The following is a 26,934-nucleotide window of genomic DNA, read 5'->3' on the forward strand; positions in this document are numbered from 1 at the left end:
CCCAAGTTTGGAGCCCCCATGCAGCCCCTCGACCTAGTGGTCATCGTGGCGTATTTGGCCGGCTCCGCCTGGCTCGGCCTCAAACTGTCCGGAAAACAGACGAATCTCAGGGGATACTTCCTGGGCAACCGCGACCTTCCGTGGTGGGCGGTGTGCCTGTCGATCGTTGCCACAGAAACCAGCGCGCTGACCGTCATCAGTGTTCCCACCGTCGCCTACCTGGGCAACACCACGTTCATCCAGGTAACCCTCGGATATCTCATCGGGCGCATCGTGGTGGCATTCGTGCTGCTGCCGCGCTACTACCGGGGCGAGATGACAACCGCATACGCCTACCTCGGGCTCCGCTTCGGACGCGGGATGCAGAGCACCGCCTCGGTCGCGTTCCTGTTCACCCGGTTGCTCGCCGACGGTGTCCGGTTGTTCGCGGCGGCCATCCCGATGAAGGTCATCCTCGACGCCTATGGAGTGCACCTGTCCTTCTTCGCGATCATCGCGATCCTCGGGCTGGTCACCATCGGCTACACCTTCATCGGGGGCATCCGAGCAGTGGTCTGGGTCGACGTGTTGCAGATGGTGCTCTATGTGGTGGGCGGTGCCGTTGCGTTGGTGTTCATCACCCGCAACATCGACGTCAACTTTCTCACCGCGGCCGCCGACGCAGGCAAGACGCAGATACTCGACTTCACCTCCAATCCGATCTCCGCGCCATACGCGTTCGTCACTGCAGTCATCGGCGGCGCCCTGCTTTCAACCGCCTCTCACGGTGTCGATCAGATCATCGTGCAGCGGTTGCTGACCTGCCGGACGGTCCGCGATGCACAGCGCGCAGTAATCGGCAGCGCCGTAGTGGTTTTCGTGCAGTTCGCGTTGTTCCTCACGGTGGGACTGGGTCTGTGGAGCTACTACCAAGGCCGCACACCCGAGCAGCTGGGACTGAGCACAGGCGACGAAATCTTCCCGACCTTCATCGTCGAAGGCCTGCCTGTCGGAATCTCGGGATTGCTACTTGCCGGGATCATGGCCTCCGCGATGAGCACGTTGTCCTCGTCGCTGTCGGCTCTGTCATCGTCGACAATGGCCGACCTGTACGAAAAGTTCACCCGCCGCACGCTCTCCGACGCCCAAGGGCTGCGCTTGGGTCGCATCTTCACCCTGGGCTGGGGACTGGTATTCATCGGTGCCGCCGCCCTCTTCACCGGAACCGACAATCCCGTGGTCGAACTCGGCCTGTCTGTGGCAGGCCTGACCTACGGCGGCCTGCTCGGCGCATTCTTCCTGGGACTGTGGGTCCGCAGGGCGCGTCAGGTCGACGCAATCATCGCCTTCGGGGCCGCCGTCGTCACAATGTCCTATCTGTTCCTCTTCCACGAGACTCTGGTTGGTTTCACCTGGTACACGGCAATCGGCGTCGTGATCACCCTCGGGCTCGGATACCTGCTGTCCCGGCGGCATCCCACAGAGTCACCCCAGGCCGTCGTGAACGTCGCCGACACGGAGTCCGTCGCCGGGAACGACGTCGCACCGTGAAGCGCGCACGGGCAGGGCGCGGTCGGCTGTTCGAGTCCGTGTAATCACACCAGCGATAGCTACTCCCGCCCCGGTGTCGATGTTGTACTTTCTGATGTGGGCGGGGGCCCGACACAGGGTGTGGCCCGTGGCATTTCCACTACGCGCGACAAATTCGAGGTTCAGGGGAGGAATTCAGGTGACGAGTTCGAAGGTTGGGCGCGCTCGCGCTCTTGCGGCGGCGGTTCTGGCTGCCGCATCGCTGGTTGTCGTGCCGGCTACGGCACTAGCCGAGAACGGTACAGCGACCGCACCAAGCGGGTCTGCGGCTTACCTGGCGAAATTCACCGAGAACTCCGATCGCAAAGTAACCATCTCGGTGTATTCGCCGTCGATGGACCGCAACATCCCCCTCGAGATCATCCTGCCTGCTGACATGAGTCAGCCGAGGCCGACGCTGTATCTCCTGAACGGCGCCGGCGGAGGAGAGGACTCCGCCACGTGGCAGCGCAGGTCCAATGTGATGGATTTCTTCGTGGACAAGAACGTCAACGTAGTGACTCCACTCGAGGGTGCCTTCAGCTACTACACCGACTGGGAGAAGGACGATCCGAAACTCGGTCGCCAGAAGTGGCAGACCTTTCTGCTCGAAGAGCTACCACCAGTCATCGACAAGACGTTCGGCACCAACGGAATTCAGTCCATTGCTGCGATCTCGATGACCGCAACCTCGGTACTCAACCTCGCAATCGCCAAGCCTGGCTTCTACGAGAGCGTCGGCTCCTACAGTGGCTGTGCCGAGACCAGTACCTGGGCGGGTCAGAATGCGATCCGTACGGTCCTCGCCCTGCGGGGCGGTGCCGATGTGACCAACATGTGGGGTCCACTCGACGGCCCAGGGTGGGTGGCGAACGACCCGGTCGTCAATGCTGAAAAGCTGCGCGGCACAGAACTGTACATCACCACGGGCTCCGGGCTGCCCGGCCCCCATGACAGGCTGGACGGTCCCCGGATCAATGGACAGGTCGACAAACTTGCCGAGCAGATCATCGTCGGTGGCGTCATCGAAGCTGCAACCAACTACTGCACCCACAACCTCGCCAATCGGCTCGCTCAGTTGAACATCCCCGCCACGTTCGACTTCCGGCCCGCTGGCACTCACTCGTGGGGCTATTGGCAGGACGACCTGCACAACTCCTGGCCGATGATCGCACGGTCGATGGGAATCTGAACCATCGCCCGAAACTGCGTGTTTCGTTCAGTGCTTTCGCGTTCTGCTGCTGCTGAGGGCTTCGTGGGTAGCGGCAACTGCACGGGTAGTGCGGTCAAAGGTTCGTTGTGCAATGGCGACAAAAATACAGTCGATAGCCATGAGATGGCTGATCCGGCTGGAGAGGGCGGCGGGACGAAAGATGCTGTCGCGTCCTGCCGCATACACGACGTGATCTGCGTGGGTGGTGAGCGTAGAGCCGTCGACACTGGTCACGGCAACAGTGCTTGCGCCGGCCTTGTGTGCTTGGCGCAGAAAGGCGAGGGTTTCGCTGGTTTCCCCGGAATGCGAGATCGCGATGGCCACGTCGCTCGGTGCCAGTAGGACAGCCTGGGTAACAGCGAGATGGTTGTCGGCGGGAGCATGACTGATCAGACCGATGCGAGTCAGCTTCTGATGAAGGTCGGCGGCGATCAGTGACGATGCGCCTGCGCCGTAGAGGACGATCTTGCGTGCGGCCACGACGGCATCGGCAATACGGTCAATCACTTCTGCATCGAGATGGGCTGCAGTTTCGCGCAGCGCGCGCTGCTCGGCGCCCGAGATCTTGTCGATGACATCACGTATCGAGTCGGAGACAGTGATATCTCCGGTGATCTGATCCTCTTGGCGACGCTGTCCCACTGCGGTGGCCAACGCCAGCCGCATGTCTGGGTAGCCGCGGAAGCCCAAGGTTCGCGCCGTCCGGACAATCGTCGCCTCGCTCGTGCCCACCACCTGCACCAAGTCGTGCAGCGTGGACCGCGACACCAGTGCAGGGTCGTCGAGGATCAGCTGCGCGACCCGCGCGGAGGCCGGTGGGAGGGAGGGGAGAAGAACGCGCACTCGTGCGACGAGCGCATCGGGGTCGATGTCTGGGGAATAATCGGCGGAACGGGACTTCGAGTCACTCACAACTTCTCCTGAAGAAGGTATTTTTCTTCTTTCTTAGCCGCGAGGAAGGTTGTTACCGTCACTCAGATGCAGCCTACATCGGCTGTATCGGTTGGGTTTCCGCCTGGAGAGCGGCTTCGCGAGTTCGCGCTGCCCAAACTGGTCAACGGGAGAAATCGGGCAAGCTCAGGAATGGACGCCGCGCATCGCCATGATCTTGAGCGCGAGCGACAGATCGAGTCGCAGAGCGGGGTTCTCGGTGAAGGACCCGAGTATCTTCTCGAGTTTCGCCAGCCGATACCGCAGCGTGTTGTAGTGAAAGTGCAGTTGACGTGCTGTTTCTGCGATATTGATGTTGGTGGCGAGGAGCACCTCGAGAGTACGTCGCATGTCCCGCGCCTCAGCGGTGTCCTCGGTGAGCTCACGCAGGGTTTCCTGGGCGAACGACTCGAGTTCGCTTTCGTCCTCGACAAGGCTGAGTAGTCGGCAGACACCCAACTCGTCGAAGTGCGTCACCGCCTGGGCGCCGGAGAGCTGACGCCCTATCTTCAGCGCCGTCTTGGCTTGGTTGTACATCGCGGGAATACCGTCCACTGTCGTCACCGGACGGGATACGCCGACCCCGAACTGGCTTCGCCCGCCACCGCCGCCTCGCACGGATTCGACGAGTTCGTGGACACGGTTCTTGGCGTCGGTGCCGGACTCCATCAGCATCACGGTCTCCGTTGCCAAGCCGACGACGGCGGCACCGGGATCGCGGTCGGCCACGGCGCCGGCGAAGGCCCGCGCCTGTCTTTCGACCAAGGGCATCCGAGCCGGTACCGACAACGTGTCCTCGACTACCGGATCGGGTTCGATCACGACGACGACCACCGGCCGGTCCAGGTCCCAGCCGAACGTCCGCGCATGCGCGACGACGTGCTCATGCTCGCCACCACGGCCGCGCAGCAGATCACGGATGAAGTTGGCCCGGTGCTTCTCCTCCACCGACGACACGACCAGTTCCTTAGCGACGACCAGCGCACACACCGAGGCCGCCTGCTCGAGGATGTAGAGATCCTCACTGCTCAGCGTGCGCTCCGTGCTGTGGAGCACCAGTCGGCCGTGATCGATCCCATTGGCAGAAATTGCCGAGACCACGACGAACTCGCCATCGAGGTTGTGCAGACCGAGACCGCCATCGATCGAATCGGTACGCAGCCGCCCGGTGGAGTCGAGCGCACGGCTCCCCACCAGACGTCGCAGTTCGGACTCGTTGCCGGAATGGCAGATTCGGCAGCCGTCGGGCGTGGTTATCAGCACCGCACCGGACATCTCGCGGGCAATCGACGCTGCGAGTTCATCATGGCCACCGCCGGCCATAACGAGGTCTACAAGCAGTTTGCGCAGGCGGTCGGCCGTGAACACGGCATCGACCTGCCGGTCCCATAGCTCCGCGAGGTCACCGGCCAGCGCATGCTCCAGGGAAAACAAGTCGTCGACGACAACGACGGGGAACCCCAGTTGGGTGGCCTCGTCGATCATTCCGTCGGGCAGTTTGGCCACCCCGTCGTCGAGTCGCACTGCAAGCCCGGACGCCGATCCCCTGTGGAGACGGGCGAGGAAAGCGTCGATCGGCTCGACAAGTCTGTTCAGGACGGACGTCGAGGTGATGAGCAACTGCCCGGGACGCAACCACGGACCGATATCTGGCACAGCCATCACGGCAACGGTCGACACGTCGCGCGCGACCTCGACATCGCCTGCCACAACTCTCGGTGAGAGCAGTAACCCGGAGGTCATGATGTCGACGAACCTTACCGGCGGAAAGCTGAGCTCCAGCTCCGTCTCGATGTCAGTCGACAGCCGGCACGCCGCAGCGGATCGGCCGATGCTTTCCGTCGTCACCGCCCACCCCACTCGTCTGGCCTTTGAATGTTCACGCGTCTTCGCGTGCGATGACCTTAAGTGTCCATACGAGTGTGGTCAAACGCTGCCGAAAGAATCATCACCTTCCTGCACACCGTCAACGGAGACGAACTAGCTTCCGAACGGCGGCGCGCTGTTGGAGTACCGCGCGAAATCACCTTGCGCACCGCTGTAGACGTTGAGGTCCACGTCGCCGATCACACCGGGGATGCGCCCGCTGCTCGTGTACTGCCAGAAGGTCCAGTTGCTCCAACCGCCCGGCAAAGGCCCTGGCGCGCTCTGGCCGTTGTAATCGGCAATCCACAGGGGATAGTCGCTGAACTCGGTGGTATTTGCCATCGCCGTACGCCAGAAATACGGGTACGTGTAGATGATCGGTTGACGACCGGTGAGGGCCCGAACCGTGTTCAGATAGCGGTGGGTCCAATCGATCAATGCCGCAGGTGGAAGACCATTCGACACTTCCAGGTCGAGGACGGGTGGCATGTCACCTGGCCCGTTTAGCCCCAGCACGATCGTGGAAAAGAACGCGGCCTGCAACTCGGGTGACTGCGTCGGGTCGGCGTAGTGATAGGCGCTGCGAGAAATTCCCGCCAACCGCATCGCGATGGAGTCCTCGACGAAGTAGGGGTTGATGTAGTCGAGACCTTCGGTGGCCTTGACCATTGCGAAGTCGTGGCCTGCGCCCCGGACTGCGAACCAGTTGATCGACGCACCACCTGGGTGTTGCCACGACGCCACGTCGGGGCCTCGAATCTGCTCGGCGGCTGCGATACCTGGTACCGCCATCAGGACAGGCGCCACCAGCAGTAGTGGCACGATCTTGAAGAACCTGCGGACCTTCGTCTCGATTGCCATTAGCCGAGGGTATCGCCTGTAACCGGTGTACGAGTGGCAACGCGCGAGGGAGAAAAATTCGGGTTTGCTCGGTAGGAGAACCGCTCAGCACCCCCGGCAAGTGGCTCGAGGTGGCAGCGGACCGCCTGCGATCGTCTCGGGCCTAAGCCTTGGCGTCCGTCCCGGCCGCCACTTCGAGACGGGTTGACGCGTTCACCTTCTCGATGGCATCGATAACGGACCCTGGATCATCCAGCGGGACAAACGTTCTCGCCTGAGGAACCTCGATCAAAGTCGAGTTGGGGAAAACGGCCTCCAGGCGCCTGCCGAGCCTTGGCGTAAAAAGCCGGTCACGCTGTCCCCACACGAGGAACACAGGCTTGGTGAATTGGTGAAGCCGAGTCGATACACCGACGAGATCGCTGGCGGTGATTTGCCGCGCCAGAATTGCCAGATCTCGGCAGATGCGAGAGTCGTTCCGGCACGGCTCGAACCAGGCTTTGGTGAGCTCCGCGTAGTCATTCGTAAGCAGGTCGTATCCGAACGGCGAGTGGCGCAATGGAAGCAGCAGCCGCATCGCGGTGAACATTGTCTTTATGGATACCGGACCGCGCATCAGTTGCAAAGTCAACGTGAACGGAAATGGCGGGAACTTCTCGAAGGCGTCGCAGTTGGCCAGAACCAAGCGTCCGACGTGGTCCGGGTAATAGTCCACCACCACTTGGCACAGTCCACCGCCGGTATCGCTACCGACAAGCGTCACATCGGTCAGATCGAGGGCATCCATCAGATCGCGGATGAGCGTCGCCAGGCCGGCAAAAGACAATGTGACGGTGTCATCCACCGGAATGGTATGAGAACCCAACGGCAGCGTGGGCATGACGCACCGAAATCCGCTGCGGGCTAACGACTCGGCAACCCCTGTCCACAGCCGGTAATCGACACAAAGACCGTGGATGAAAAGCACTGGCGGATATGCCGAGTCCTCGGGTCCTAACACGTGATACTTGATTGTTGCCTGGTCCAGCGTGACTTGAGGCATGTCAGCTACTCTCCTACGAACACCTGCCTGATGTGGTGTTCGCCTTGATCGAGTCAGGTCCATCGGGTCCCGCGTCTCGGGGCCCTGACCCTGGCTGGTCCCCTGTACTGAGTTCACCTGGAATTGGAGCCAGGTTGTTGTTGATCTGAATTCACTTGACTTCACAGGCGATTGGGTGTGCCTGCATTGCGGAGCCTACTCGGGCGGAATGCCATAGTCCAGAGTCGATGACCGTGGTTGTGCTCGTACTCCAAATCGACGGGCAGCTGCCTTCTTCGCCCCGGAATCGCCCCCGAAATGCCTTCCCCCGCAAGCAGGAGGGGCTCCACCGCCGGCCCCCGATCTTGCCCGTCGGCGTGCGCGTCGCGGTTTCCTACCGAGCTCGTTCCGGAGTCGTCCCGGATCCGGCGAACGGCTTCCCACGATCGCCGGTGCCCGTCAATGAGAGCTGTCACACAGCGGTGCGATAGTGTGCTCCGCGTCCGAACCGTTGCCCGAAATGTCCGGATTCGGGATTGCTTGGAAGGAGCTAAGAAATTGGAGCAACAGTGGGGGGAAGCGCCGAACACCCCATATGCAGGTGGCCCCACCCCATATGCAGGTGGCGCCACCTCACCTACAGGTGACCCGATGAAGCCCCCGTTCGAACCGCAGGCTCCAGCGAAAGAGAAGAACACGCTCGGGCTCATCGCGTTGATCGTCTCCGTGGTCGGGTTCATCTTCGCGATCATCCCAGGAGCGTTCATCGTCGGGTGGATACTGCTCCCGGTTGCCTTCATTCTCGGGATCATTGGGCTGACTCAGTCCGGAAAAGCCAAGGGCACAAGCATCACCGCGGTGGTTGTCTCCATTGTCGGGGTCATCGTCGGCTTCGTGGTTTTCTTCGTCGTGGTCGCGAATGCCGTCGACGAAGCTTTCAGTGAATCGGACCTGTTCGCGGACTCCCCGCTGACCATCACCGACAACGGTGCAGACGATTCCGACACCGGTAGCGGTTCCGACGCCGGTAGCGGTTCCGACGCCGGTAGCAGGGCGAACCCGCTCCCGATTGGTGAGACGGCAAGCAACGAAGACTGGGAGATCACGCTCGGCACTCCCCGTGAGGCGGGCGCCGAGATCGCAGCCGAGAATCAGTTCAACGACGCTCCAGAGGCGGGTATGGAGTTCTGGATCGTACCGATCACAGCCACCTACTTGGGAGACAGCACCGCGACTCCCTGGTTGGATCTCACCGCCGAGTTCGTCGGTTCGGACAACCGGACCTACGACGGGTACTGCGGAGTCATCCCCAACTCGATCGACGATGTCGGCGAGTTGTACACAGGCGGTGTGGCCGAGGGCAACATGTGTGTAGCCGTCCCCGCCGGCGCCGATGGACTGTGGACGATGTCCACCGGCTTCTTCGGTAAGCCCTTCTTCTTCACCGCCAAGTAGCAGTCGCGAACGTCACCGTAGGCTGACGTTCTTGTAGCGTGACCACCGAACATCCTGCCGATCAGTTCAAACCGCAGGTCCTCGGACTTGTCGGTGAGGGCGACTCGTGTTCCGATCGCGACGGCAGGGTGGTCGGTGGTGCGCTCGACCAGGAATCTCGACGAGCCACCCAACGTCGGCGGCCCCACGGGCCGCACCTACTCGCGGACTCCGACCGCGACTACCGGGTCTCGGCTCAGCGCCGCCCGGGTGGCAATCGCGATCGCGCCGGCACCCAGCACCACGGTGACGCCGAGGATCAGGGCGTAAACGGCCGGTGAGATGCTCGGGATCGGATACCCCGAGACAGCGACCGCGACACCCGCGAGCGGCGGGAGAGCGACCACCGAGCCGATGACCGCAGCGACGGTAACGACGATCGTCGCCTCAGCGCCCATCATCCGGCGGACCTGACGTGTGCTCGCGCCCACCAGCTGTAGAAGCGCGAACTCCCGCCTCCGTTCGACGGTGGCGAGCACGAGCGTGTTCACCACCGCGACCGCGAGGTATGCGAGCAGCACGGCAATCGCAACGACGCCCACCCAGGCCTGCTCGAGGCGTTGCTCTCGGATTGCGTCGACGAACTCCGCACGATCCGACACCGCAACCCCGCCCATCGCCGCGATCGCGGATCGGGCCTCATCGATCCGACCGGGTTCGGTGGACACCAGGAGCATGTCGGCCAGTCCAGTGGTGGTATGCGTTCGAACCAGCGACAGCGGCAGCGTGACGTCGCCGAAGCCGAGACCGCGGCTGTATGTAGCAACCACCGTGGGCGTGACGAGTGTGCCGTCACCGAGTCGGATCGGCACTGGATCGCCCACGCCGGCACCCATCACGAACGCAGCGTCCGTGCTGAGCGCTATAGTGCCGTCGCGTAGGTGCCCGAGGTCGCCATCGCGGATGTCGAGATCCAGGGTCGACCTCGTCGCCGCGGGATCGACACCCTGCACGGGGTATGGCTCGGTGTACGACGTCTCTCCCTCGGTGGTGTGGAGGGCCTGAGTGTGGATGATCGGGTTGGCCTCGCGGACAGCGGGATTCGTTGCGATGGTCTCGACCAGGGTGGGTGCCAGACCGGATGGGGCGGTGACCACGAGGTCTGCAGTGATGCCGCTGCGGGTCTGGTTCTCCGCTGCTGTGGCGATAGTGTCCTGGGCGAATAGCTGTACCGAACCGATCGCGATGGCGAGCGCAAGTGGTGTGATCGCTGCCGCAAGACGCCGCGCTCTGGCCCCCGAGTTCGCAGCCGCGAGAACGAGCGCCTGCGACGAACTGCGGCGCAGGAGACCACCGATGCGGTGGATGGCACCGGAGACCAGCATCGGCCCGATGAGTGCCACGGAAATTATCAGCATCATCGCGGATGATCCCGCGCTTGCTAGAGCTGCCTGCCCGGGCAGCACCACCGGCATCAGCGACGTGGCGAGGCCGACGACACCGATCACGAGACCAGTGCGCAGTCGCCTGCGGCCGATCGACTCGGGCTCGACGGCGGACTCACGTAGTGCCTCGGTGGGATCGAGTCGAGCCGGACGCCTGGCCGCAATCGCTGCGGCGATCCGGGCGGTGGCCACAGCGATTAGTACTGCAACCACAGCGGGTAGCGGGCTGTAAGCAAGCCCGAAATCCGACGAGAGAACTCCGGCCTCGGCGAACTGGGCGCGCAGGAAATGTGCGAGTAGGTATCCGGGACCCACACCCACAAGCGCGGCGGCGCCCGCGACCACCAGTACCTCGCCGCCGATCAGGCGGTGGATCTGGCCGGGAGTAGCGCCCACCGCCCGTAACAACGCAAACTCGCGTCGGCGCTGCTGAATTGACAGCGACAGTGTGCTGGCGACGACGAACATGGCAATCAACACCGCCAACCCAGCGAACGATCCGGACAGCATCATCAATTCGCTGCGGGATACGCCCGCGTCGAGAAATTCCGCGTTACCGCGGGCATCGCCCGTGTAGGTACGAACGTCGACGCCGGCGAGCGTATCGCGCGCCCGAGCGGCCAAGGATCGCGCGTCGAATCCGACGTCGGGGACCAGCCCCACCGCGGCAACCCGGTCACCGTGCGGCCACAGCTCACGAACGTGCACGTCGGACAAGAAGACGGTCCCTGGGCGGTCGGACCGCTCGGGCGAAGGTGCCGCAGCGACTCCGACCACAGTGTATTCGCTACCAATCCCACCGTGCCGCAATGTAATCCGGTCCCCGAGTCTGCCTTCTCCGGTGACAACGACCTCGGTTGATGCCGTCGGCGCCCGCCCGGACGTGAGCCGGTACGGAGCGAGGGCCGCTGATGCCCAACCGTGCCCCTCGAGCAGGGTTCCGGCGTCGGTGGCCAGCGGCACGCCGATATCACCAACGGCGGCGCGAACGCCCGGGAGATCGGCCAGCGAGTCGACGACTGCGCCCGGCAGCAACGCGCGCTCGACATACGGTGGGTCGAAGTCCTCGCGGATGTCGAGCGCCTGCGCCGCACCGACCACGACGTCTGCCCCCGCGTAGCGGTGCGGGGTGATACCGCCACGGATCCCCGATTCGAACAGTATGCCCAGGGAACAGGTGAGCACGGCGGCGCAAAACACCGCCACGAACACCGCCGCGAAGCCTCCCCGTCGTTGACGGATGTTTGCGTGCGCGAGGCTGCGTAGACGAGGTCCGCGCACGCTCACCACCCCCTGAGATGGGTCGTGTGTTCTGCGACGGCGGCCGCGGTGGGGGAATCCATGCGGCCGACGAGGCGTCCGCCCTCGAGGAACAGAACCTGATCGGCGTGTGCGGCCGCGAGCGGATCGTGGGTGACCATCACGACCGTCTGCCCTAGGTCGGTGGCGGTGCGGCGCAGGAGGTCGAGAATCTTGTACCCGGTATGACTGTCGAGTGCGCCGGTGGGCTCGTCGGCGAACACCGCATGCGGCTCGGTGATGAGCGCCCGCGCGATCGCCACACGCTGTTGCTGACCACCCGAAATCTCAGCCGGACGGTGGTCTCTCTTGTCGGCGAGCCCGACGGCGTCGAGGACGTGCTCGAGACGACCACGGTCGGTGGCCCGCCCCGCGAGCAGCAGCGGGAGGGTTACGTTCTGCTCGACCGTCAGTGCCGCCATGAGGTTGTAGGCCTGGAACACGAACCCCACATGATCGCGTCGGAACACCGTGCGGGCCTTGTGATTCAATGCGCTGATCTCGGTATCGCCCAGCCACACGGAGCCACGCGTCGGCTGGTCCAAGCCTGCAGCGCAGTGCAGAAAGGTGCTCTTTCCGGAGCCCGACGAGCCCATGATTGCTGTGAAGCTGCCTCGGACCAGCGCGAGGGTGACGTTGTCGAGTGCGGTGACCCGACTGCGCCCTGAGCCGTAAGTCTTACTGACGTCGCTGAGCTGGAGCGCCGACATCGGCGGACTCTGCATGATCGGTGGAGTGGAGGTGAAGGAGGACACGGTCCGAAACGCTATTGGCCCCGACCGGCACGAAACATCCTGCCAAGTACCCAATCGAGGGTGTAGTCAGCTATACCGACACGGCCCGGCCGATTCGGCATGCTCGACCGATGGACCAAGGCAAAGGCTCATGCGGGGGCAACTGCCCTACCGAGTTGCCCCCGGCTCAACCAATTCGGGCACGGAGATTTCGGCCGATGACGGCTTCGGAATGAAGAATGAGACCACCAGCGCTGACGCCGTGAACGCCGCTCCGAGCAATATGGCCGCGCTGTAGCCGGCTGTGCTGCTGCCCGAGCCGTCGCCACCGGAAGCGAGTGCGACTTGGAGTGCCGGCAGTGCCGCGAAGCTCAGGCCCGCACCAAGGTTGAAAGCCCCAGCATTCAGCCCGGGCAGGATGCCGGGATTCTCTGGCGGTGAGAGGACGACGCCGAGTCCATTGAGCATGATGTTCGCGATGCCGGCGTAGCAGATACCAATCAGTATCGTCGTCACGACGAGCACCGGCAGAGAATGCACGCCGACGAGGGCCATGAACACGATCGCGATGATGCTCCCGACCAGCCCGATGCGAAGGACCCGTCGGTAGCCGAAGACTGGCGCGAGCCGTCCCGCGAAGGGACCCACCAGCCATCCGATGAGGGCATACGGAGTCAGGAACACAACAGACGCGAGGTCCGCCCTCATTCCAAAGCCCGCGTCGTGGTTCTGCGCGATCGAAACGACAAGGCCGTTCACGACCGCGAAGACCCCAGTCAACGTAAGCAACGTGGTGAGAAGGACCGCCCACGTCGCACGGCGACGAAGAAGGTGGGTCGGCACAAGCGGCTCCGTGATCCGCTGCTCGAGAACCCAGAACATCCCGAACGACACAACCGACACCATGAGCCCGATGCCGACGCCCACCCAGTTCGCCGCGGCCAGCTTGCCGGCTTCGTCGATCACCATGAGCAGCGCACCGATGGACACGACAAGCGGCAAAACCCCCCACCAGTCCATCCGAACCCTCGAGGACGGGCGCGACTCGACACCCCATACTGCGACGAGCACGATGGCAACCGCGGTCACGACCGCAATCACCCAGAAGATCGACCGAAATCCGAACGACGTGGCAAGAACGCCGCCTGCGACGGCATCGATACCGGCAATGCCGCCGTTGACCGCGGTGAGCAGCCCGAACGCGGCACCGTAGCGGCGCGGATCGGCGATCTCGGAGCGAAGCATCAGAAGACAAATCGGGACAACTGGTCCGCTGACGCCCTGAATGATGCGTCCGGCGAAAAGCATGCCGACATTGACCGCGAGCGCGGCCACGACACTACCGATGAGCATCACGACCAGCATCCCCGTCAGAACTCGGCGCCGACCGATGATGTCGGAGAGCCTGGGGAGAAATAGGGAGAAGAGCGCAGCGACCGTGAAGAACAACGTTTGCGAGAGGCCGATGGTCGCCTCGTCGGTGCTCAGTTCCCTGGCCATCGTGACGAGCGCCGGGCTGAGCATGCTCGCATTGAGCTGAAAGGCGATGCAAGCGGCGAGCAGCGCTGCGGTGAGAGCGCCGATGCGCACAGCGCGAGATGGTACGGGTTCGCCCCCACCCGCTGCACCGAGCTTCGTCATTCGGACGCCGCCATTCGGGAACTAGTCGCGTCAGGGGCCGAAAGACCAACTCCGCGCTCGTGGATCATTACCGCGTCCTCGATGGTGATGGTCGGACCACTCGAGGCCGCAACGCTCCATGAAGTATGCGACAGAACCAATACTGCCTCAATGGCCAATACGGCCCGATCCTGTGCGAGACAGGAAGGCGACCGGTCGACCGCAGTCGGTGCCGACGCACCCGAACGACCGGAGACCCTCGGCAACACACTTGCCTCCTGATCGAAATCGGTTGTTGCCGAATATTGTTCGCCAGCGATTGCGATGCCACGTTTGCGAATACGGCGTCCCGACTCCACATGCGCAGGTAGAACAGTCCGAACCCGGGACCGTCCTGGTGCTGTGCACGGGCGTTCTGGAAAGTGGGCAACTAGACGATCGGCACGTACCCTTGCCCGTAGGCCTTCCCAAGGTCACCGTTTCAATCAGTGCTGGTCCATCCGGTACCGGCAGAGATCACGGCCGGCGCGGCCGCAAGTGCACTGGCGCCGCTTCCGCCGTGCCTCGAGGTCCGGGTATGTGTAGAACACCATCGCTCGCAGGTACCCGAACAAGACGATGACGCCGATGATCACGAACGGAAAAAGCAGGATGAACAGGAGAATCTCAGCGGGTTCGGAGCCTGGTCAACATTCGTGTCTACGCAGCGGGATTCACTCGACCTTTCATCAAAATGTATGAAGACTCGCCCGTGACGTTGTTGCGTTGTCGCATGGTGGGCTTCCACCCTCGCGAGCATGGTGACTCCCATCACAAGTTCGATCCTGCCCCGCATCAGCCAACCGAGGCGGGCGTCTGATGAAGGGAAATACCATGGGTGCGGTCTCGGACGGATCTCATCAACTCAAACCCGGCCTCAAACACCGGCACCTGACGATGCTCTCCCTCGGTGGGGTGATCGGTGCCGGACTCTTCGTCGGATCGAGCGCGATCATCAACCAGGCCGGGCCACTTTCGTTCGTCACCTACGGCATTACCGGACTGATCGTATTCCTGGTGATGCGAATGCTCGGGGAAATGGCTGCGGCCAAGCCGTGCTCTGGATCATTCACCGACTACGCGCGGATGGCGTGGGGTAACTGGGCAGGGTTCTCGACCGGGTGGCTCTACTGGTATTTCTGGGTCATCGTCGTCGGCTTCGAAGCCGTGGTCGGCGGCCAGATGATCAACAGGTGGATTCCATCGATTCCCGTCTGGGTGATCGCGCTCGCGCTGATGATCATCATGACCGCAATCAACATGCTGTCGGTCGGTTCGTTCGGTGAAGCCGAGTACTGGTTCGCGAGCATCAAGATCTTCGCGATCATCGCCTTCATCGTCGTCGGGACGCTGTTCGTCTTCGGGCTCTGGCCCGGGGCCACGATGGACTTCTCCAATCTCACCGAACACGGCGGGCTAGCGCCCAGTGGATTGGCCACATTGTTCACCGGGGTGGTCGTGGTCATCTTCTCGATGACCGGAGTCGAAGTCGTCACCATCGCCGCCGCCGAATCTTCGGAACCGGCAAAGGCGATCCGCCGCGCAGTGAATACCGTCGTCTTCCGTATCCTCACCTTCTTCGTCATCTCGACGTTCCTGATTGCGGTGATCGTGCCTTGGAACTCGGTGATTCCGGGCGAATCCCCATTCGTGGCCGCGCTGGATCGGATCGGTGTGCCGGGCACGGCGGACCTGCTGAACCTCGTCATCCTGGTGGCAGTGCTCTCGGTGCTCAACTCCGGCCTCTACACCTCATCCCGGCTGCTGTTCGTCATGGGCGGGCGCGGCGATGCACCGGCCTGGATGACCGAGACGAACCGACGCGGGGTGCCGGTCAAGGGCATCCTGTCATGCACGGTGGTCGGCTACGGCTGCGTTGTTCTAGCAGCCCTGTTCCCGGACACGGTGTTCCTGTTCCTGATCAACGCGTCCGGTGCGGTCTTCATGTTCGTCTACTTCATGATCTGCATTTCCGAACTGCGTCTTCGCCGCCGTTGGGAAAAGGAGAACCCGGGCATGCTGAAGTTCCGGATGTGGCTGTATCCGGGCCTTCCCCTTCTGGTCACCGCGTCCATCGTCACGGTCCTGGTGAGCATGGGATTACGAGAGGGCAACCGGATCGAGTTGTTTCAGGGCATCGCCGTGTGGGTGGCCTTGACCATCATCTACCTGATCCGGAAGATGATCCGACCCCCACAGTCCGGTTCCACGCCTGCGATGAACGAGCCCGGACCGGACGGGTCGTCGGGGCTTACCCGGGAGAGTATCAGTTCCTGAGCCAGACCCCGGTGTTCGAGCACGTTAGATGAGAACGCTGGTGTGGCAAGTCTTTTCGACTGGTCCCACCAGCGTCGTCAATCGACCAGTTCCTCGAGGGTCAGCTTGGAACGCTCAGCGCTGGAAAGAGCGAGCCAGAGCATCGCGGACCCCTCGGTGGAGGTCGGCTTCAACCCGGTGAGTTCTTCGACGCGGCGAAGTCGGTAGACGAGGGTCTGCCGGTGGATCTTCAACTCGTCGGCACTCTGCTTCCAGGCACCATCGTTGCGGAGGAACACCTTGACGGAGTTGACCAATTCGCCCTCACTGGTCCTGTCGTGAACGACCAGAGGTCCGAGGACGTCGCGCACTTGTCTGCGGGTAGCTTCCAGGCTGGAAGGCAGGAATCCGACATCGTCGTAGTCTTCGCCATAGACGTTCATCGTCTTGCCTTGCTCGTGGGCGCGGGCCACCGCGAGTTGTGCCTGTCGGGCGGCTTCGGCGACGTTGGAATTCGCCGTCAGAGTGGTGCTCACCCCGACCGCGCAGTCCAAGGCAAGTTTCGCGGCCATGGCCTCGAGCAGTTCCAGATCACGGGGCACCAACCCGATCAACATTGCAGACCGAGGCAGGAGCAGCGGCCAGTATTTCTGCAGAAACACCTGTCTGTGAATCGTCTCGTGATTCAGCGCGCCACCGTCGCTTGAACTCCAGCAGGCAATGACCAGGGAGTTCGTCATCCCACGGTGGCGCAGCGCCGGCCAGGCCGCGGCCAGGGTGACGACCTCGTCCAACAAGCTGGCGAGCATGTCCTGTCCGGAGTTACGGAACCAGTCACGTTGGGCGGCATCGTGTTCGAGCTCGAGCGCGATCAACCCTCCGAGATGTTGGAGCAACGCGCGGTCGTTGACCGGTAGTCGGCCCGGGGCGGCCGACAGCACAACGTCTCCGGTACCGGGGATGGGGATTTGCACCGGATCGACAGCGGTATCCACACGATTGCTGCGCTGGTCCGAGGCGAGGCGGCCGGCGAACATCACCTCACCTCCGGCGCCACGGTCGCGCACCTCGAGTGCCCACCCAGTTGTGCCCTCTAGCGCGGAAATCCGGTCGGCGAAGGAACCACGGGCGTGCAGCGCCTGCCAGTACACGTCGTAGAGTCGGGTGATGGTGGCCAAGCGCTGGCGTTCGGATTCGACGGCGCTTTCGATCACGGTGCGAGCAAGCGTGACGAAATGCAGATCGAAGCTCGCCGACAGCACCGGGAATCCGCGTCTGTCCGCGACATCGAGCAACTCCGCAGTGACATCAGGTGCGCCGGGTCTGGGCGCAATCACCAGTGCGCTTACCTGGCTGTCGATCAGATAGCCGATCCATTCGGCCTGTTCGGGTGGATCCTTCGGGAGTCCGCCACCGGTGGTCATGACCACGTCTCCCCGTTCGCACCACATCCACGGATCACGCAGGTCGCACGAATGCGCCCACGTGACCAGCCGCCCCCCACCGCTCGCACCGGCAAGAAACCGCAACCCGAGTGATGGGATCGCGGCGAGTTGATTGACGGAGATCACCAGGTCACACCTCCTCATACAAATGTACAGTCGCCGCCCTGAATGTCTGTCAATCGAGAGAATGTTCGAGTTCGCACTCCGCCCACAGACTGGATGTCACGCACTAACGATGACCGGAGGCTCAATAGTGGTCGGAAACGCCCATCAGGGGAACGGTGCAGAACCACCCCCGGACGCTGTGCCCCTGTGGCGTGAAGACCGTCTAGTAGCACCCCGGAGACCGGCACTGCCGTGCGATACCAGTGCCGACGTCGCAATCGTGGGCGCCGGATTCACCGGACTGTGGGCCGCCTACTATCTACTACAGGCCGACCCGTCGCTGAAAGTCGTTCTCCTCGAACGTGAATTCGCTGGATTCGGCGCCTCCGGTCGCAACGGGGGATGGGCGTCCTCGATCTTCCCGGTATCCCTTGGCCGCGTCGAACAGCTGTATTCACATCCGTCGGCACTCGCTCTGCAAGCCGCGATGAACGAGACCGTCGCCGAGATCGGGCGAGTCGTCAGCGACGAGAACATCGAATGCGATTACGCCCGAGAGGGTTTCGTCTCGCTCGCACGAAGCCAAGCGCAGTGGGCACGGGCGCAAGCCACGGTTGCCGGCGCCGAGAGGTTCGGCATCCCTGGCCAGTGGCAGCTCCTCGACGCCGGTGCGGCCCGCGACAAGATCAACGCCGCGGGCGTGTTCGGGGGAATCTACACCGAGCACTGCGCGCTTCTGCACCCCGACAAACTGGTCTGCGGCCTGGCGACGTGGGTCGAGAACCACGGCGGAGTCATATACGAGGACACTGCGGTCGACGAGATCGACAACGGGATCGTGCGAACAAAGCGCGGTTCGGTCACCGCCTCGGTCGTGATCCGCGCGACGGAGGCGTTCACACCCGAATTCGCAGCCTACCGACGAAATATCGCGCCGCTCTACTCGCTCGTCGTCGCCACCGCACCACTACCTCCGGAGCTGCGCGCGGAGCTGGGCCTATGCGGACGCACCGCGTTCAACGACCTGCGTAATCTGCGAATCTACGCGCACCCGACCAGCGACGGCCGATTGGTGTTCGGTGGCCGAGGGGCGCCGTACCACTTCAGGTCGAAAGTCGACCCGTCCTTCGATGTCGACGAGAAGATTCACCAGAAGATCATCACCACGATGCACGAGTTCTTCCCGGCGCTACGGGACGTGCCGATCACCCACCGCTGGGGCGGCCCGCTCGGCGTTCCCCGCGACTGGTTCCCATCAGTTGGCTACGACAAACGCAACAAGATGGCTTGGGCCGGGCCGTATGTCGGCGACGGGGTCGCGACCAGCAACCTCGCAGGCCGCATCCTACGCAACCTGATCCTCGGCAAACACGACGCGCTGAACTCGCTCCCGGTGGTCAACCACCGCTCCAAGAAGTGGGAAGTTGAACCATTCCGCTGGATCGAAGTCAACGCGGGCCTGCGTGCGGCCGCAACCGCCGATCTCGAAGAGCGCGTGACCGGCAAGCCGTCCAAAGTATCGGCGTTGATCGAAAAGCTCACCGGCGCCCACTGACAATTCCGAACAACGAAATATCAAGGAGAACGATCACCATGGCCACACTGATCCACCTACCCAGCAGCATCGTTCGTGGGGAGTTGACCCCCGCAGGCCAAAGGCCCGGCGCCGACAGCGGAGACCCGCAGCTGCGCACCCTGTCGGTCGACGGCAGCACCGACGCCCAGATCGGAATCTGGGAATGCGAGCCGGGCGGCTGGCCGGTGATCGACCGCCCCGACACCGAGACCTGCTACATCATCTCCGGCAAGGCCACGCTGACGGACGAAGAAACGGGCACCAAGGTCGACATCGCAGCCGGCGACTTCGTAGTTCTTCCTGTTGGCTGGTCCGGACGCTGGGACGTCACCGAGACCCTACGCAAGGCGTACAGCATCTTCTAGCACCGCTCTCATCGGCAAGGACGGGCGTCCCAGGTGGTCCCGGGAAGTCCGCTGGGTTCTATCATGTAGCCCCATGTCGCTTTCAGTTGTTGCATCCAGGCGCGTCATAGCGACCCTCGCTGTGACCTGTTCCGTCGCATTGTCCGCCGGCACCGCCACGGCGACCGCCGCCTCGTCTCCGTTCGACCTGCTGGTTTCCGGATCGGCTGGAACCGGACCCTCCGATTCGACGGATACCACGGTTGTCCAAGAGATCATCTCAGCCACCAATGCAGAACGCACCTCCCGCGGACTTCGGCCGCTCATCGTCGACTCCGGCCTCACCCGGACTGCGCAGGGTTGGTCCGAGGTGATGGCCAGAACCGGAAAATTCGTCCACAACTCATCTTCCGACGACGACCTACGGCCCGGATGGACCGCTGCGGCGGAGAACATCATCGCCGGATGGGATCCCGAATCTGGCTTCGATCTTGTTGCTCGGTGGATGCGGAGCCCCGGTCACCGCGCCAACATCCTCGATAGGAATCTCACTCACATCGGAGTCGGCTTTGCCACTTCGTCCGGGCGTGACGGCCGGTACGACCACTACGCCACTCAGAATTTTGCTGCCTACTGAACCGGCAAGGTGCGGGTGATCACAGCTTTCGGTGGGCCACTCGTCACCGTTCGGTGACCCAGCCGATTCGTGTGGTATCCGAGAAGCCGAAGAGCCCTTCACCGAGCACGACGTACTCCCCGGACTGTCCGGGGTCATCGAAGCACACCGAGCCGGAGACCGGGGAACCGCCAGGGGCGAGCTCGTCGTATTCGAGATCTTCGACGCTGGAAAGGTATTCGGAAGTACTACCGCGCCCTGCCGGGTCCTGTAGATGGAACCTGAAGATGCTCGGTACTCGCACGGACTCGTCGCTATCGTTTGTCAACGTCACTCTGGTGCAGAGGAATTGTTCGGTGTCGGCGTAGCCACCGGCCTGGATTTCGAGTGGGGCGGCGGTAATCGCGACGCCGCCGCGTTCAACCGTGGCACCAATCGGAACACCGGTGTCGTCCGAGTTGCCATCTGATCATTTCAGACGCTCCACAGCCTAGATGAGTTCCCACGAAGATCGATTTCGGCTCGGTAGGCCGGTTGACCGGCCGCGTTTTCTCAGCTGGTCGACCTACGAGAATGAAGAACCGCGCGCGATGGTGTAGTCAGCTATACCGACACAGCCCGACCCGATACGGCATGCTCGAGCGATGGATCAAAACGAACGGGTAGCGGTGCGCTTGCGCGCCATCCGTTTCCTCGCAGTCGAATCCGTCTTCGGCTTCGTATCCTTCTGCTTGTTCATGGTTGGGCTCGTCATCGGGTCATTGCTCATCCTCATCGTGGGCTGGCTCGCGGTACCCGCGTACGTCCGGGTGCTGCGGTGGTGGGCGGGACAGGCTAGGAGCCGCGCCGGGCGTTTCACCGGCACCGACATCGTCTCCCGGTATCCGCCGATTCCGCAACACCCCGGTCTCGACGACCTGCCCAGACTCTTGATCGCGGCGTCGACCCGGCGCGACTTCACGTGGTTGATGATTCACGCGGTTGCAGTACCTGTTGCCGGGTTGACGGTGGTCTGCCTGCCATTGGCGGCGCTCAACTCGATGGCCATCCCCTTCTACTGGTGGGCGTTTCCTGCAGACATCCCGGTCGGCAGCATCTATCCCGTCACGTCGTGGTGGGGGGCAGCGCTGATGCCGCTCGTCGGGATCGGGTACGCAGCCATCGGCTGGTGGCTGATCCCGCTCACAGCGCGCGGGGTAGCGACACTCGCGGTGGGACTCCTCGCGCCACGGCGGGAACTCGAACTGTCCGAACGGGTCTCGGCCTTGACCGCAAGCCGGGCTGCAGCACTCGACGCGCATGCGGCGGAGTTGCGGCGCATCGAACGCGACCTCCATGATGGAGCCCAGAACAGGCTGGTGGCCGTCGTGATGATGCTCGGTCTAGCCGAGCGCTCCTTGCGAATCGATCCCGAACAGGCTCTTCCGCAACTACTCCGGGCCCAGGACGCCGCTTCGGATGCACTATCGGAACTCCGGACCCTCGTTCACGATATCTATCCGCCGGTGCTCGACGAGCTCGGACTCGGTGGTGCTGTCTCAGCCCTGGCAGGCCGCTGCGCGGTACCGTGCGTGCTTGACGTGGCGCGGTTACGTCGTGCACCGGCAGCAGTCGAGTCCGCCGCCTACTTCGTCGTCGCCGAGGCGCTGACCAACGTCACCAAGCACAGCGGCGCTGAGCGCGCAGACGTGACCATCGAAACCCGTGACGACGACCGGGGGGCGTTGTTGGTGATCGAGGTCGTCGACAACGGCATGGGTGGGGCGGTCGAAACTGCGGGCAGCGGGTTGGCAGGGATCCGTCGTCGCGTTGCAGCATTCGAGGGAAGTATGAAGATCACCAGCCCGCTCGGCGGGCCGACACGACTCGAGGTGGAGCTGCCGTGCGGATACTGATCGCAGAAGACGACGCGCTGTTGCGGGAGGGACTCGCGCTCCTGCTCGGCAGCGTCGGGGTCGAGGTGACGGCAGCAGTCGGCGATGCCGAGAAGTTCCTCGACTCGTTCGAGACGGATCCGCCCGACGGCGCCGTGCTGGATGTCCGGATGCCGCCGACGTTCACGAACGAGGGCTTGAAAGCTGCCATCGAGGCCCGTCGCCGGCGTCCAAGCTTTCCAGTCTTGGTGCTGTCGGCCTACGTCGAAGACCGATACGCGGGCGAACTGCTGGCGGGCGGCGCAGGCGGTGTCGGCTACCTCCTCAAAGAGCGGGTCGGCAAAGTCGAGGAGTTCGTCGACGCGCTACGGCGGGTCGTCGACGGGGGAACCGTGATGGATCCCGAAGTGGTCTCTCAGTTGATGAGCCGACGCCGCGCCGACGATCCCATCCGGACGCTCACCCCACGGGAATCCGAGGTGCTCGAGCTCATGGCCGAGGGCCTCGGTAACGGCGATATCGCCCGCAAACTGGTAGTCACCGACACAGCGGTGAGCAAGCACATCGGGAACATCTTCGCGAAACTGGGCCTGTCTGCCTCCGACAGCGGACACAGGCGGGTGCTCGCTGTCCTCGCCTACTTACGGTCCTGAGTCGGGAAGCTCCTCGAGCAGCAGCACCCATCATGGCGGACATGCAATACTCCATCCCGTGGAATCCGGGGGGCGGAGGGACGTTCGGCTAGAGGTGAAGCAACGGGGACTCGACTCGGACTCGTGGCTAGCGAACAAGATGGGCGACCAGATGCTTGCGCTCGCGCATCCGGTGCCGCCGGTGTGCGCACGACACGGTGAACCCGAAGTCGAACGAAAGCCTAGGACGCTCGTCTCCATGCCAACGAAGCCCAAGCATGCACTTCCGGTGTGGCGGCGAAATCTCATTGCGACACCAAGCTTGCTCGAGGACACGCTCCGAGCCCCGACGACCGTGTACACCGTGGGATTGGATTGGCCTTCATGCGCTCGCTGTATCAAACTGAAGAAACGTTGGAACACAGCGGCGCTGGTCATGTTCGTTACCGCCCTCATCATGGGAATTGTCCCCATTCTGCTTGCCTTGCAGGGAATCCGGGGTGGAGTGGGAATGTCGTTCGTGTTTGTCGGATCACTTGTTCCGTTGTTCTTCGCACTGAAACTGAACCAGTTCGCAGATTTGAACGGAGGCCCGTTAGCCGACATGGTCGGCGGCGCCAAGGTTGCTCCAGATGGCTCGGCTGTCATCGTTTGCCACGCGCATACGGAATTCGTGCGTCAGGCTACGCATCAGTAGTTGGGATAGACGGAACCTCGACCGAGGTGTAGCACCGTTCTGAGCAGGCACCCGAACTACGCGGATGATGGCGCTACCTTGTCCGCAACCGCGGTCTCATAGCCGCACACCCGTGACACGAGACACCTTCGTAGCCGCGGTACAGCGAATGGTCGACGCCGTTGCCGCCAAGAAAGTCTCTACAGCAGCGACCATTTCGCATCATGCAAACGTATTGACGAGCATCGCTGAGCGTTTTCTGGAACGGGCCCCACGCAACCTCCGTCGATGCCCTGCGTCGCCGTTCCGAATAGGCGTTCGCGGAGTCACGCGACATGGTAGTCGTGGTGCCTGTCGGCCCGGTCTTTGTGTCGACACACTCATGCATAGGAGCTGTGGCACTCCACCCGCCCATGCGGATGGAGTGCCACAGTAGTAGACCCCGAACTTATTTGGCGTTGTTCAGGATCAGGTACTGCGCGGAGATCCGCTGGTCGATCTGCTCTTTGGGGCCAGATGTGGACTGGCCCACGTACCGGCCGTTGGCCACCCAGCAGGCATTGCTCCCGCCATTCGTCGTGCATTGCGCCTCGGGTAGGCCGATCGGGGACGCGGCCTTCGTCCAGCCTTGATCGAGATTGGCGGCAACGAGTCCTTCTACGAGTTTCTGTGCCGACTCGGGTGATCCGGATCGGTAGACGGTCGAGTCGTATACGGCGATGCGGTCGGTGTTGGTGTCGTTGAGTAGCGTGTAGAGGCGGGAGGCGTCAGTGACCTGGTCGTTCGCGAGTTGCGCGAAACCGCGCGCACCGTAGACCGCCATCTCCTTGTCGGCCAGGGATCCTCCGTCGCGTGGCACGGTGTAGATCAGTACATCGTCCTGGTCGATCTTGATGTCCTCGATCTGCTCGACCGGCGTTGCGGGGAACCGGTCGATCAACGGTTCTTGTAGTTCGAGGGCCTGCGCGATCGTCCGCGCGGTGGCATCCTTTTCTGCGACCGGCACCCACGCCGAGGAGAACAACAGGTAGTTGCCGTGTGCGGTGAAACCCTGTACGGACACAACAGGTTGCTCAGTCCTCCAGTCAGTCGACTCCCTGCTTGACACATAAGTGTTCGGCAGAATTGCGATCTTCTCCTCCATACGGGTGTTGTCCCCGTCGGCGTCGGGGGTTATCAGACTGGTGTGGACCCGTTCGGCGGCCGAGGCCGCCGCCGCGGCGTCGGTGAGGCGCAGGACCATCTGGGAAAACTCCCGCTCCCCATCCGGCGTCTTCGCGGAGGTCTTGTAGCCGGCGACCAGTGCTTCACCCATGATGGCGGCCGCTTCATCGGAGAAGGTGGACTCGAGATCCTTGCCGGTGCTCAACGGACGCGAGGAGCCGAACGACTCAGTCAGCTCAGGGTCGACCTCGAACGGTAAGATGACGAACTCGGCGAGCCGTTGGCTTTCGATCGCGGCGGCCTTGGCCGAGTCGGCGGTGCCGTATGGGGGCTGCGGAATCGTCGGGAAGTCTCCGGTGTCCAGCGCAGCGCTGCCCGCGCCTGCAGTAGAGGGTGCAACGTCGCCTCCGGTAGCGTCGGCTTCCTGATCGCCGCATCCCGCCAGCAGGATCCCGGCGGCAACTGCACCGGCGGCCGCGCGCACAACTTTGGTCGTTCTCACCTGCGTATTTCCTTTCCTGCGAGTGTCACCGCACGGCAGCGGTGTGTCGCTGGTAAATATGTCGTCCCCGGTTCGATGCCCCCGGAGCGTAGAAAGTTCCCGGTGTGACTTGTCAGGATCATCTGTGACGGCATGGAGTACCGCCACGGCAAGGCGTAGATCGACGAGATCCCCGCGGCCTACAAGACGATCGACGTGGTGATGGAAAACGCATCCGGCCAAGTCACGTCCTGCATGAACTGCGCCAGTTCCTGAACGTCAAGGGACAGTGAGGATTGGAGTTCGACACTGAAGAATCGGATGCTTGTTGTCAGTGAGATTGTTAGCCAGGTCACATCAAAGGTGCGGAACATTCCTGCGCTGGGGCGCATCGAACCGAAGACGATTCCCCGCCTCGGCGGCATCTACCCGGTCACGGGCACGCAGCCATCGTTCGACTACCGCTGCCGTGCACAGTGCCACACGATGCAGGAAAGGTAGACCATGAAAAAGCTTCACCGACCGATCTACGCGGCTACGGCCATCGCCATGGCGATGACCCTGGCAGGATGCGGATCAGCCGAAGGTTCATCCGACCCCACCGGCGGTAGCGGCATGGATGCACCTCAACTCGACCCCGGCGCGTTCCCCACTACAGCACAACCCGAATCGGGCCCGGTCGCCGACGAGACGGAGGGCCGGAAGGTAGAGGGGATCCGGATGGCCCAGTACGTGTCCCTGCCGGCAGAGATCGACGCATCGCTGGTCGAGCAGAACTTCGTCACAGCACTCGACGGCACCGATACCTCGCTCACCGAGGCCATGTACATCTCCGATGACGGTGCACGCGCGGTCGCCGAGAAGGGTCTGGTCGCCGGGTACACCACCTCCGGGAACGTGACCACCATGATTCCCGACCCCGACGGTGGCCCCGAGATCGTCAACCCGGACATGCGTACCGTCAGCCACGGGGTGTTCCGGTTCACCGATGCCGCCGCGGCGACCGCTGGCGCGCAGGCGATGCACGCCGCGATGCTCGAGCCTTACGAGCCAGTCGGCCCGGGCGAAATCGGCCAGATCAGCGTGATGCCGAACTCTCTCGTCGTTCACCGATCGGAGGAGGAATTCGGCGTACTCAAGGACACGCTCCAGGCGATCACGGTGCACGGAAACTACGTGATCTCCACCCAGGCGGATGCTCCCGCCGAACACGCCGAGTGGAATGCGAAAGCCGTCGCAAACGCTCTCGCCGTGCAAGAACCGCTGATCGACCAGTTCGAACCCACACCACTCGACAAGATCGACGAGCTTCCCGCCGACCCCACCGGGCTGCTCCGATACACGATCCCCGAACCTGAGGACACGAAGTACCCGCAGCCCGACGTCATGGTCCTCGGCGCGCGCGGCTATGAGCACGAGAGCGCCGGCAGCACGAACAACATCGAAGAATTGGCGGAGGCCAACTTCGTCGCGGCGGCACTCGATCGCACCACCGTGATGCGCACTGCCAGTAACGATGATGCGAAGACGCTCGCGGCATTGACCCTCGACGAGTACAAGACAGATGGGTATACGGTTACCGATTCACCCGCCGGGCTGCCGGAGGTGCCGTGCTACCTCAGCGAAGAAGTCAGTGGTGACTACATCGAGTGCGTTCTGACACGCGGACCGTTCGTCGCGATCGCTTCCAGCCAGAACGATGCCACTGAAGCCCATCAACTCGCCGCCGCCCAGTACATGATCCTCGGCGACGCTCGATAGCTGACACCGGCGGGG

21 protein-coding genes are annotated in these 26,934 nt (G+C 63.0%); 11 read left to right on the forward strand and 10 right to left on the reverse strand.

What is annotated here, in order from left to right; translation table 11 throughout:
- The first annotated feature begins 18 nt into the window (after positions 1-18).
- Both AB0I57_RS09445 and AB0I57_RS09450 read left to right on the forward strand, forming a co-directional pair.
- A complete protein-coding gene (locus AB0I57_RS09445; protein WP_358333396.1) occupies positions 19-1,530 on the forward strand; it encodes a sodium:solute symporter in 1,512 nt (503 codons plus the stop codon).
- 178 nt (positions 1,531-1,708) lie between these two features.
- On the forward strand, positions 1,709-2,740 hold the full coding sequence (locus tag AB0I57_RS09450; RefSeq protein WP_358333399.1) for an alpha/beta hydrolase family protein: 1,032 nt from the start codon (positions 1,709-1,711) through the stop codon (positions 2,738-2,740).
- A gap of 27 nt (positions 2,741-2,767) precedes the next feature.
- On the opposite strand, the gene AB0I57_RS09455 is transcribed toward AB0I57_RS09450, so the two are convergent.
- The 4 genes from AB0I57_RS09455 to AB0I57_RS09470 form a co-directional block, all read right to left on the reverse strand.
- A complete protein-coding gene (locus AB0I57_RS09455) occupies positions 2,768-3,673 on the reverse strand; it encodes a MurR/RpiR family transcriptional regulator (RefSeq protein ID WP_358333401.1) in 906 nt (301 codons plus the stop codon).
- Positions 3,674-3,838: 165 nt separating this feature from the next.
- Positions 3,839-5,434 carry a PucR family transcriptional regulator ligand-binding domain-containing protein gene (locus tag AB0I57_RS09460; protein ID WP_358334848.1) on the reverse strand — a complete coding sequence of 532 codons (1,596 nt, stop codon included), beginning with the start codon at positions 5,432-5,434 and terminating at the stop codon, positions 3,839-3,841.
- A gap of 237 nt (positions 5,435-5,671) precedes the next feature.
- Positions 5,672-6,418 carry a glycoside hydrolase family 25 protein gene (locus AB0I57_RS09465; RefSeq protein ID WP_358333404.1) on the reverse strand — a complete coding sequence of 249 codons (747 nt, stop codon included), beginning with the start codon at positions 6,416-6,418 and terminating at the stop codon, positions 5,672-5,674.
- Between the two features lie 142 nt (positions 6,419-6,560).
- Positions 6,561-7,439, reverse strand: coding sequence for an alpha/beta hydrolase (locus tag AB0I57_RS09470; protein ID WP_358333407.1), 879 nt, complete (start codon positions 7,437-7,439; stop codon positions 6,561-6,563).
- A 630-nt stretch (positions 7,440-8,069) separates the two neighbouring features.
- On the opposite strand from AB0I57_RS09470, the gene AB0I57_RS09475 reads away from it, so the two are divergent.
- Positions 8,070-8,873 carry a hypothetical protein gene (locus tag AB0I57_RS09475; protein ID WP_358333410.1) on the forward strand — a complete coding sequence of 268 codons (804 nt, stop codon included), beginning with the start codon at positions 8,070-8,072 and terminating at the stop codon, positions 8,871-8,873.
- Positions 8,874-9,070: 197 nt separating this feature from the next.
- Here the strand turns inward: AB0I57_RS09475 and AB0I57_RS09480 are convergent, their stop codons facing one another.
- The 3 genes from AB0I57_RS09480 to AB0I57_RS09490 form a co-directional block, all read right to left on the reverse strand.
- Complete coding sequence (locus AB0I57_RS09480) at positions 9,071-11,578, reverse strand: FtsX-like permease family protein (protein WP_358333412.1); 2,508 nt, start codon at positions 11,576-11,578, stop codon at positions 9,071-9,073.
- A 2-nt stretch (positions 11,579-11,580) separates the two neighbouring features.
- Positions 11,581-12,351 (reverse strand): ABC transporter ATP-binding protein, encoded by a 771-nt coding sequence (locus AB0I57_RS09485; protein WP_358333415.1) that lies wholly within the window; start codon positions 12,349-12,351, stop codon positions 11,581-11,583.
- Between the two features lie 147 nt (positions 12,352-12,498).
- On the reverse strand, positions 12,499-13,971 hold the full coding sequence (locus AB0I57_RS09490) for an MFS transporter (protein WP_358333418.1): 1,473 nt from the start codon (positions 13,969-13,971) through the stop codon (positions 12,499-12,501).
- 852 nt (positions 13,972-14,823) lie between these two features.
- Here AB0I57_RS09490 and AB0I57_RS09495 point away from each other — a divergent pair.
- Positions 14,824-16,266: an amino acid permease gene (locus AB0I57_RS09495; RefSeq protein WP_358334851.1), complete on the forward strand. Its 1,443-nt coding sequence runs from the start codon at positions 14,824-14,826 to the stop codon at positions 16,264-16,266.
- A gap of 77 nt (positions 16,267-16,343) precedes the next feature.
- On the opposite strand, the gene AB0I57_RS09500 is transcribed toward AB0I57_RS09495, so the two are convergent.
- A complete protein-coding gene (locus AB0I57_RS09500; RefSeq protein ID WP_358333421.1) occupies positions 16,344-17,816 on the reverse strand; it encodes a PucR family transcriptional regulator ligand-binding domain-containing protein in 1,473 nt (490 codons plus the stop codon).
- A gap of 109 nt (positions 17,817-17,925) precedes the next feature.
- On the opposite strand from AB0I57_RS09500, the gene AB0I57_RS09505 reads away from it, so the two are divergent.
- The 3 genes from AB0I57_RS09505 (at position 17,926) to AB0I57_RS09515 (ending at position 20,352) form a co-directional block, all read left to right on the forward strand.
- Positions 17,926-19,350 carry an FAD-binding oxidoreductase gene (locus AB0I57_RS09505; RefSeq protein ID WP_358333424.1) on the forward strand — a complete coding sequence of 475 codons (1,425 nt, stop codon included), beginning with the start codon at positions 17,926-17,928 and terminating at the stop codon, positions 19,348-19,350.
- A 38-nt stretch (positions 19,351-19,388) separates the two neighbouring features.
- Positions 19,389-19,736 carry a cupin domain-containing protein gene (locus AB0I57_RS09510; protein WP_358333427.1) on the forward strand — a complete coding sequence of 116 codons (348 nt, stop codon included), beginning with the start codon at positions 19,389-19,391 and terminating at the stop codon, positions 19,734-19,736.
- Between the two features lie 73 nt (positions 19,737-19,809).
- Complete coding sequence (locus AB0I57_RS09515; RefSeq protein WP_358333430.1) at positions 19,810-20,352, forward strand: CAP domain-containing protein; 543 nt, start codon at positions 19,810-19,812, stop codon at positions 20,350-20,352.
- Between the two features lie 43 nt (positions 20,353-20,395).
- On the opposite strand, the gene AB0I57_RS09520 is transcribed toward AB0I57_RS09515, so the two are convergent.
- Entirely contained in the window at positions 20,396-20,767 is a 372-nt protein-coding gene (locus tag AB0I57_RS09520; RefSeq protein WP_358334853.1) for a DUF4352 domain-containing protein, read from the reverse strand.
- Positions 20,768-20,975: 208 nt separating this feature from the next.
- Here AB0I57_RS09520 and AB0I57_RS09525 point away from each other — a divergent pair, with 208 nt between their 5' ends.
- The 3 genes from AB0I57_RS09525 (at position 20,976) to AB0I57_RS09535 (ending at position 23,534) form a co-directional block, all read left to right on the forward strand.
- A complete protein-coding gene (locus tag AB0I57_RS09525; RefSeq protein ID WP_358333433.1) occupies positions 20,976-22,226 on the forward strand; it encodes a sensor domain-containing protein in 1,251 nt (416 codons plus the stop codon).
- Entirely contained in the window at positions 22,214-22,858 is a 645-nt protein-coding gene (locus tag AB0I57_RS09530; protein WP_358333435.1) for a response regulator transcription factor, read from the forward strand. The genes AB0I57_RS09525 and AB0I57_RS09530 overlap by 13 nt, the downstream gene beginning before the upstream one ends.
- Positions 22,859-23,201: 343 nt before the next feature.
- Entirely contained in the window at positions 23,202-23,534 is a 333-nt protein-coding gene (locus tag AB0I57_RS09535) for a hypothetical protein (RefSeq protein WP_358333438.1), read from the forward strand.
- Between the two features lie 427 nt (positions 23,535-23,961).
- On the opposite strand, the gene AB0I57_RS09540 is transcribed toward AB0I57_RS09535, so the two are convergent.
- Complete coding sequence (locus tag AB0I57_RS09540; protein ID WP_358333441.1) at positions 23,962-25,179, reverse strand: hypothetical protein; 1,218 nt, start codon at positions 25,177-25,179, stop codon at positions 23,962-23,964.
- Positions 25,180-25,662: 483 nt separating this feature from the next.
- On the opposite strand from AB0I57_RS09540, the gene AB0I57_RS09545 reads away from it, so the two are divergent.
- Positions 25,663-26,919, forward strand: a complete 1,257-nt coding sequence (locus tag AB0I57_RS09545) for a hypothetical protein (RefSeq protein WP_358333443.1) — start codon at positions 25,663-25,665, stop codon at positions 26,917-26,919.
- Positions 26,920-26,934: the final 15 nt, after the last annotated feature.

This window comes from Rhodococcus sp. NPDC049939 (assembly GCF_040656415.1).
GTDB lineage: Bacteria > Actinomycetota > Actinomycetes > Mycobacteriales > Mycobacteriaceae > Rhodococcus_F.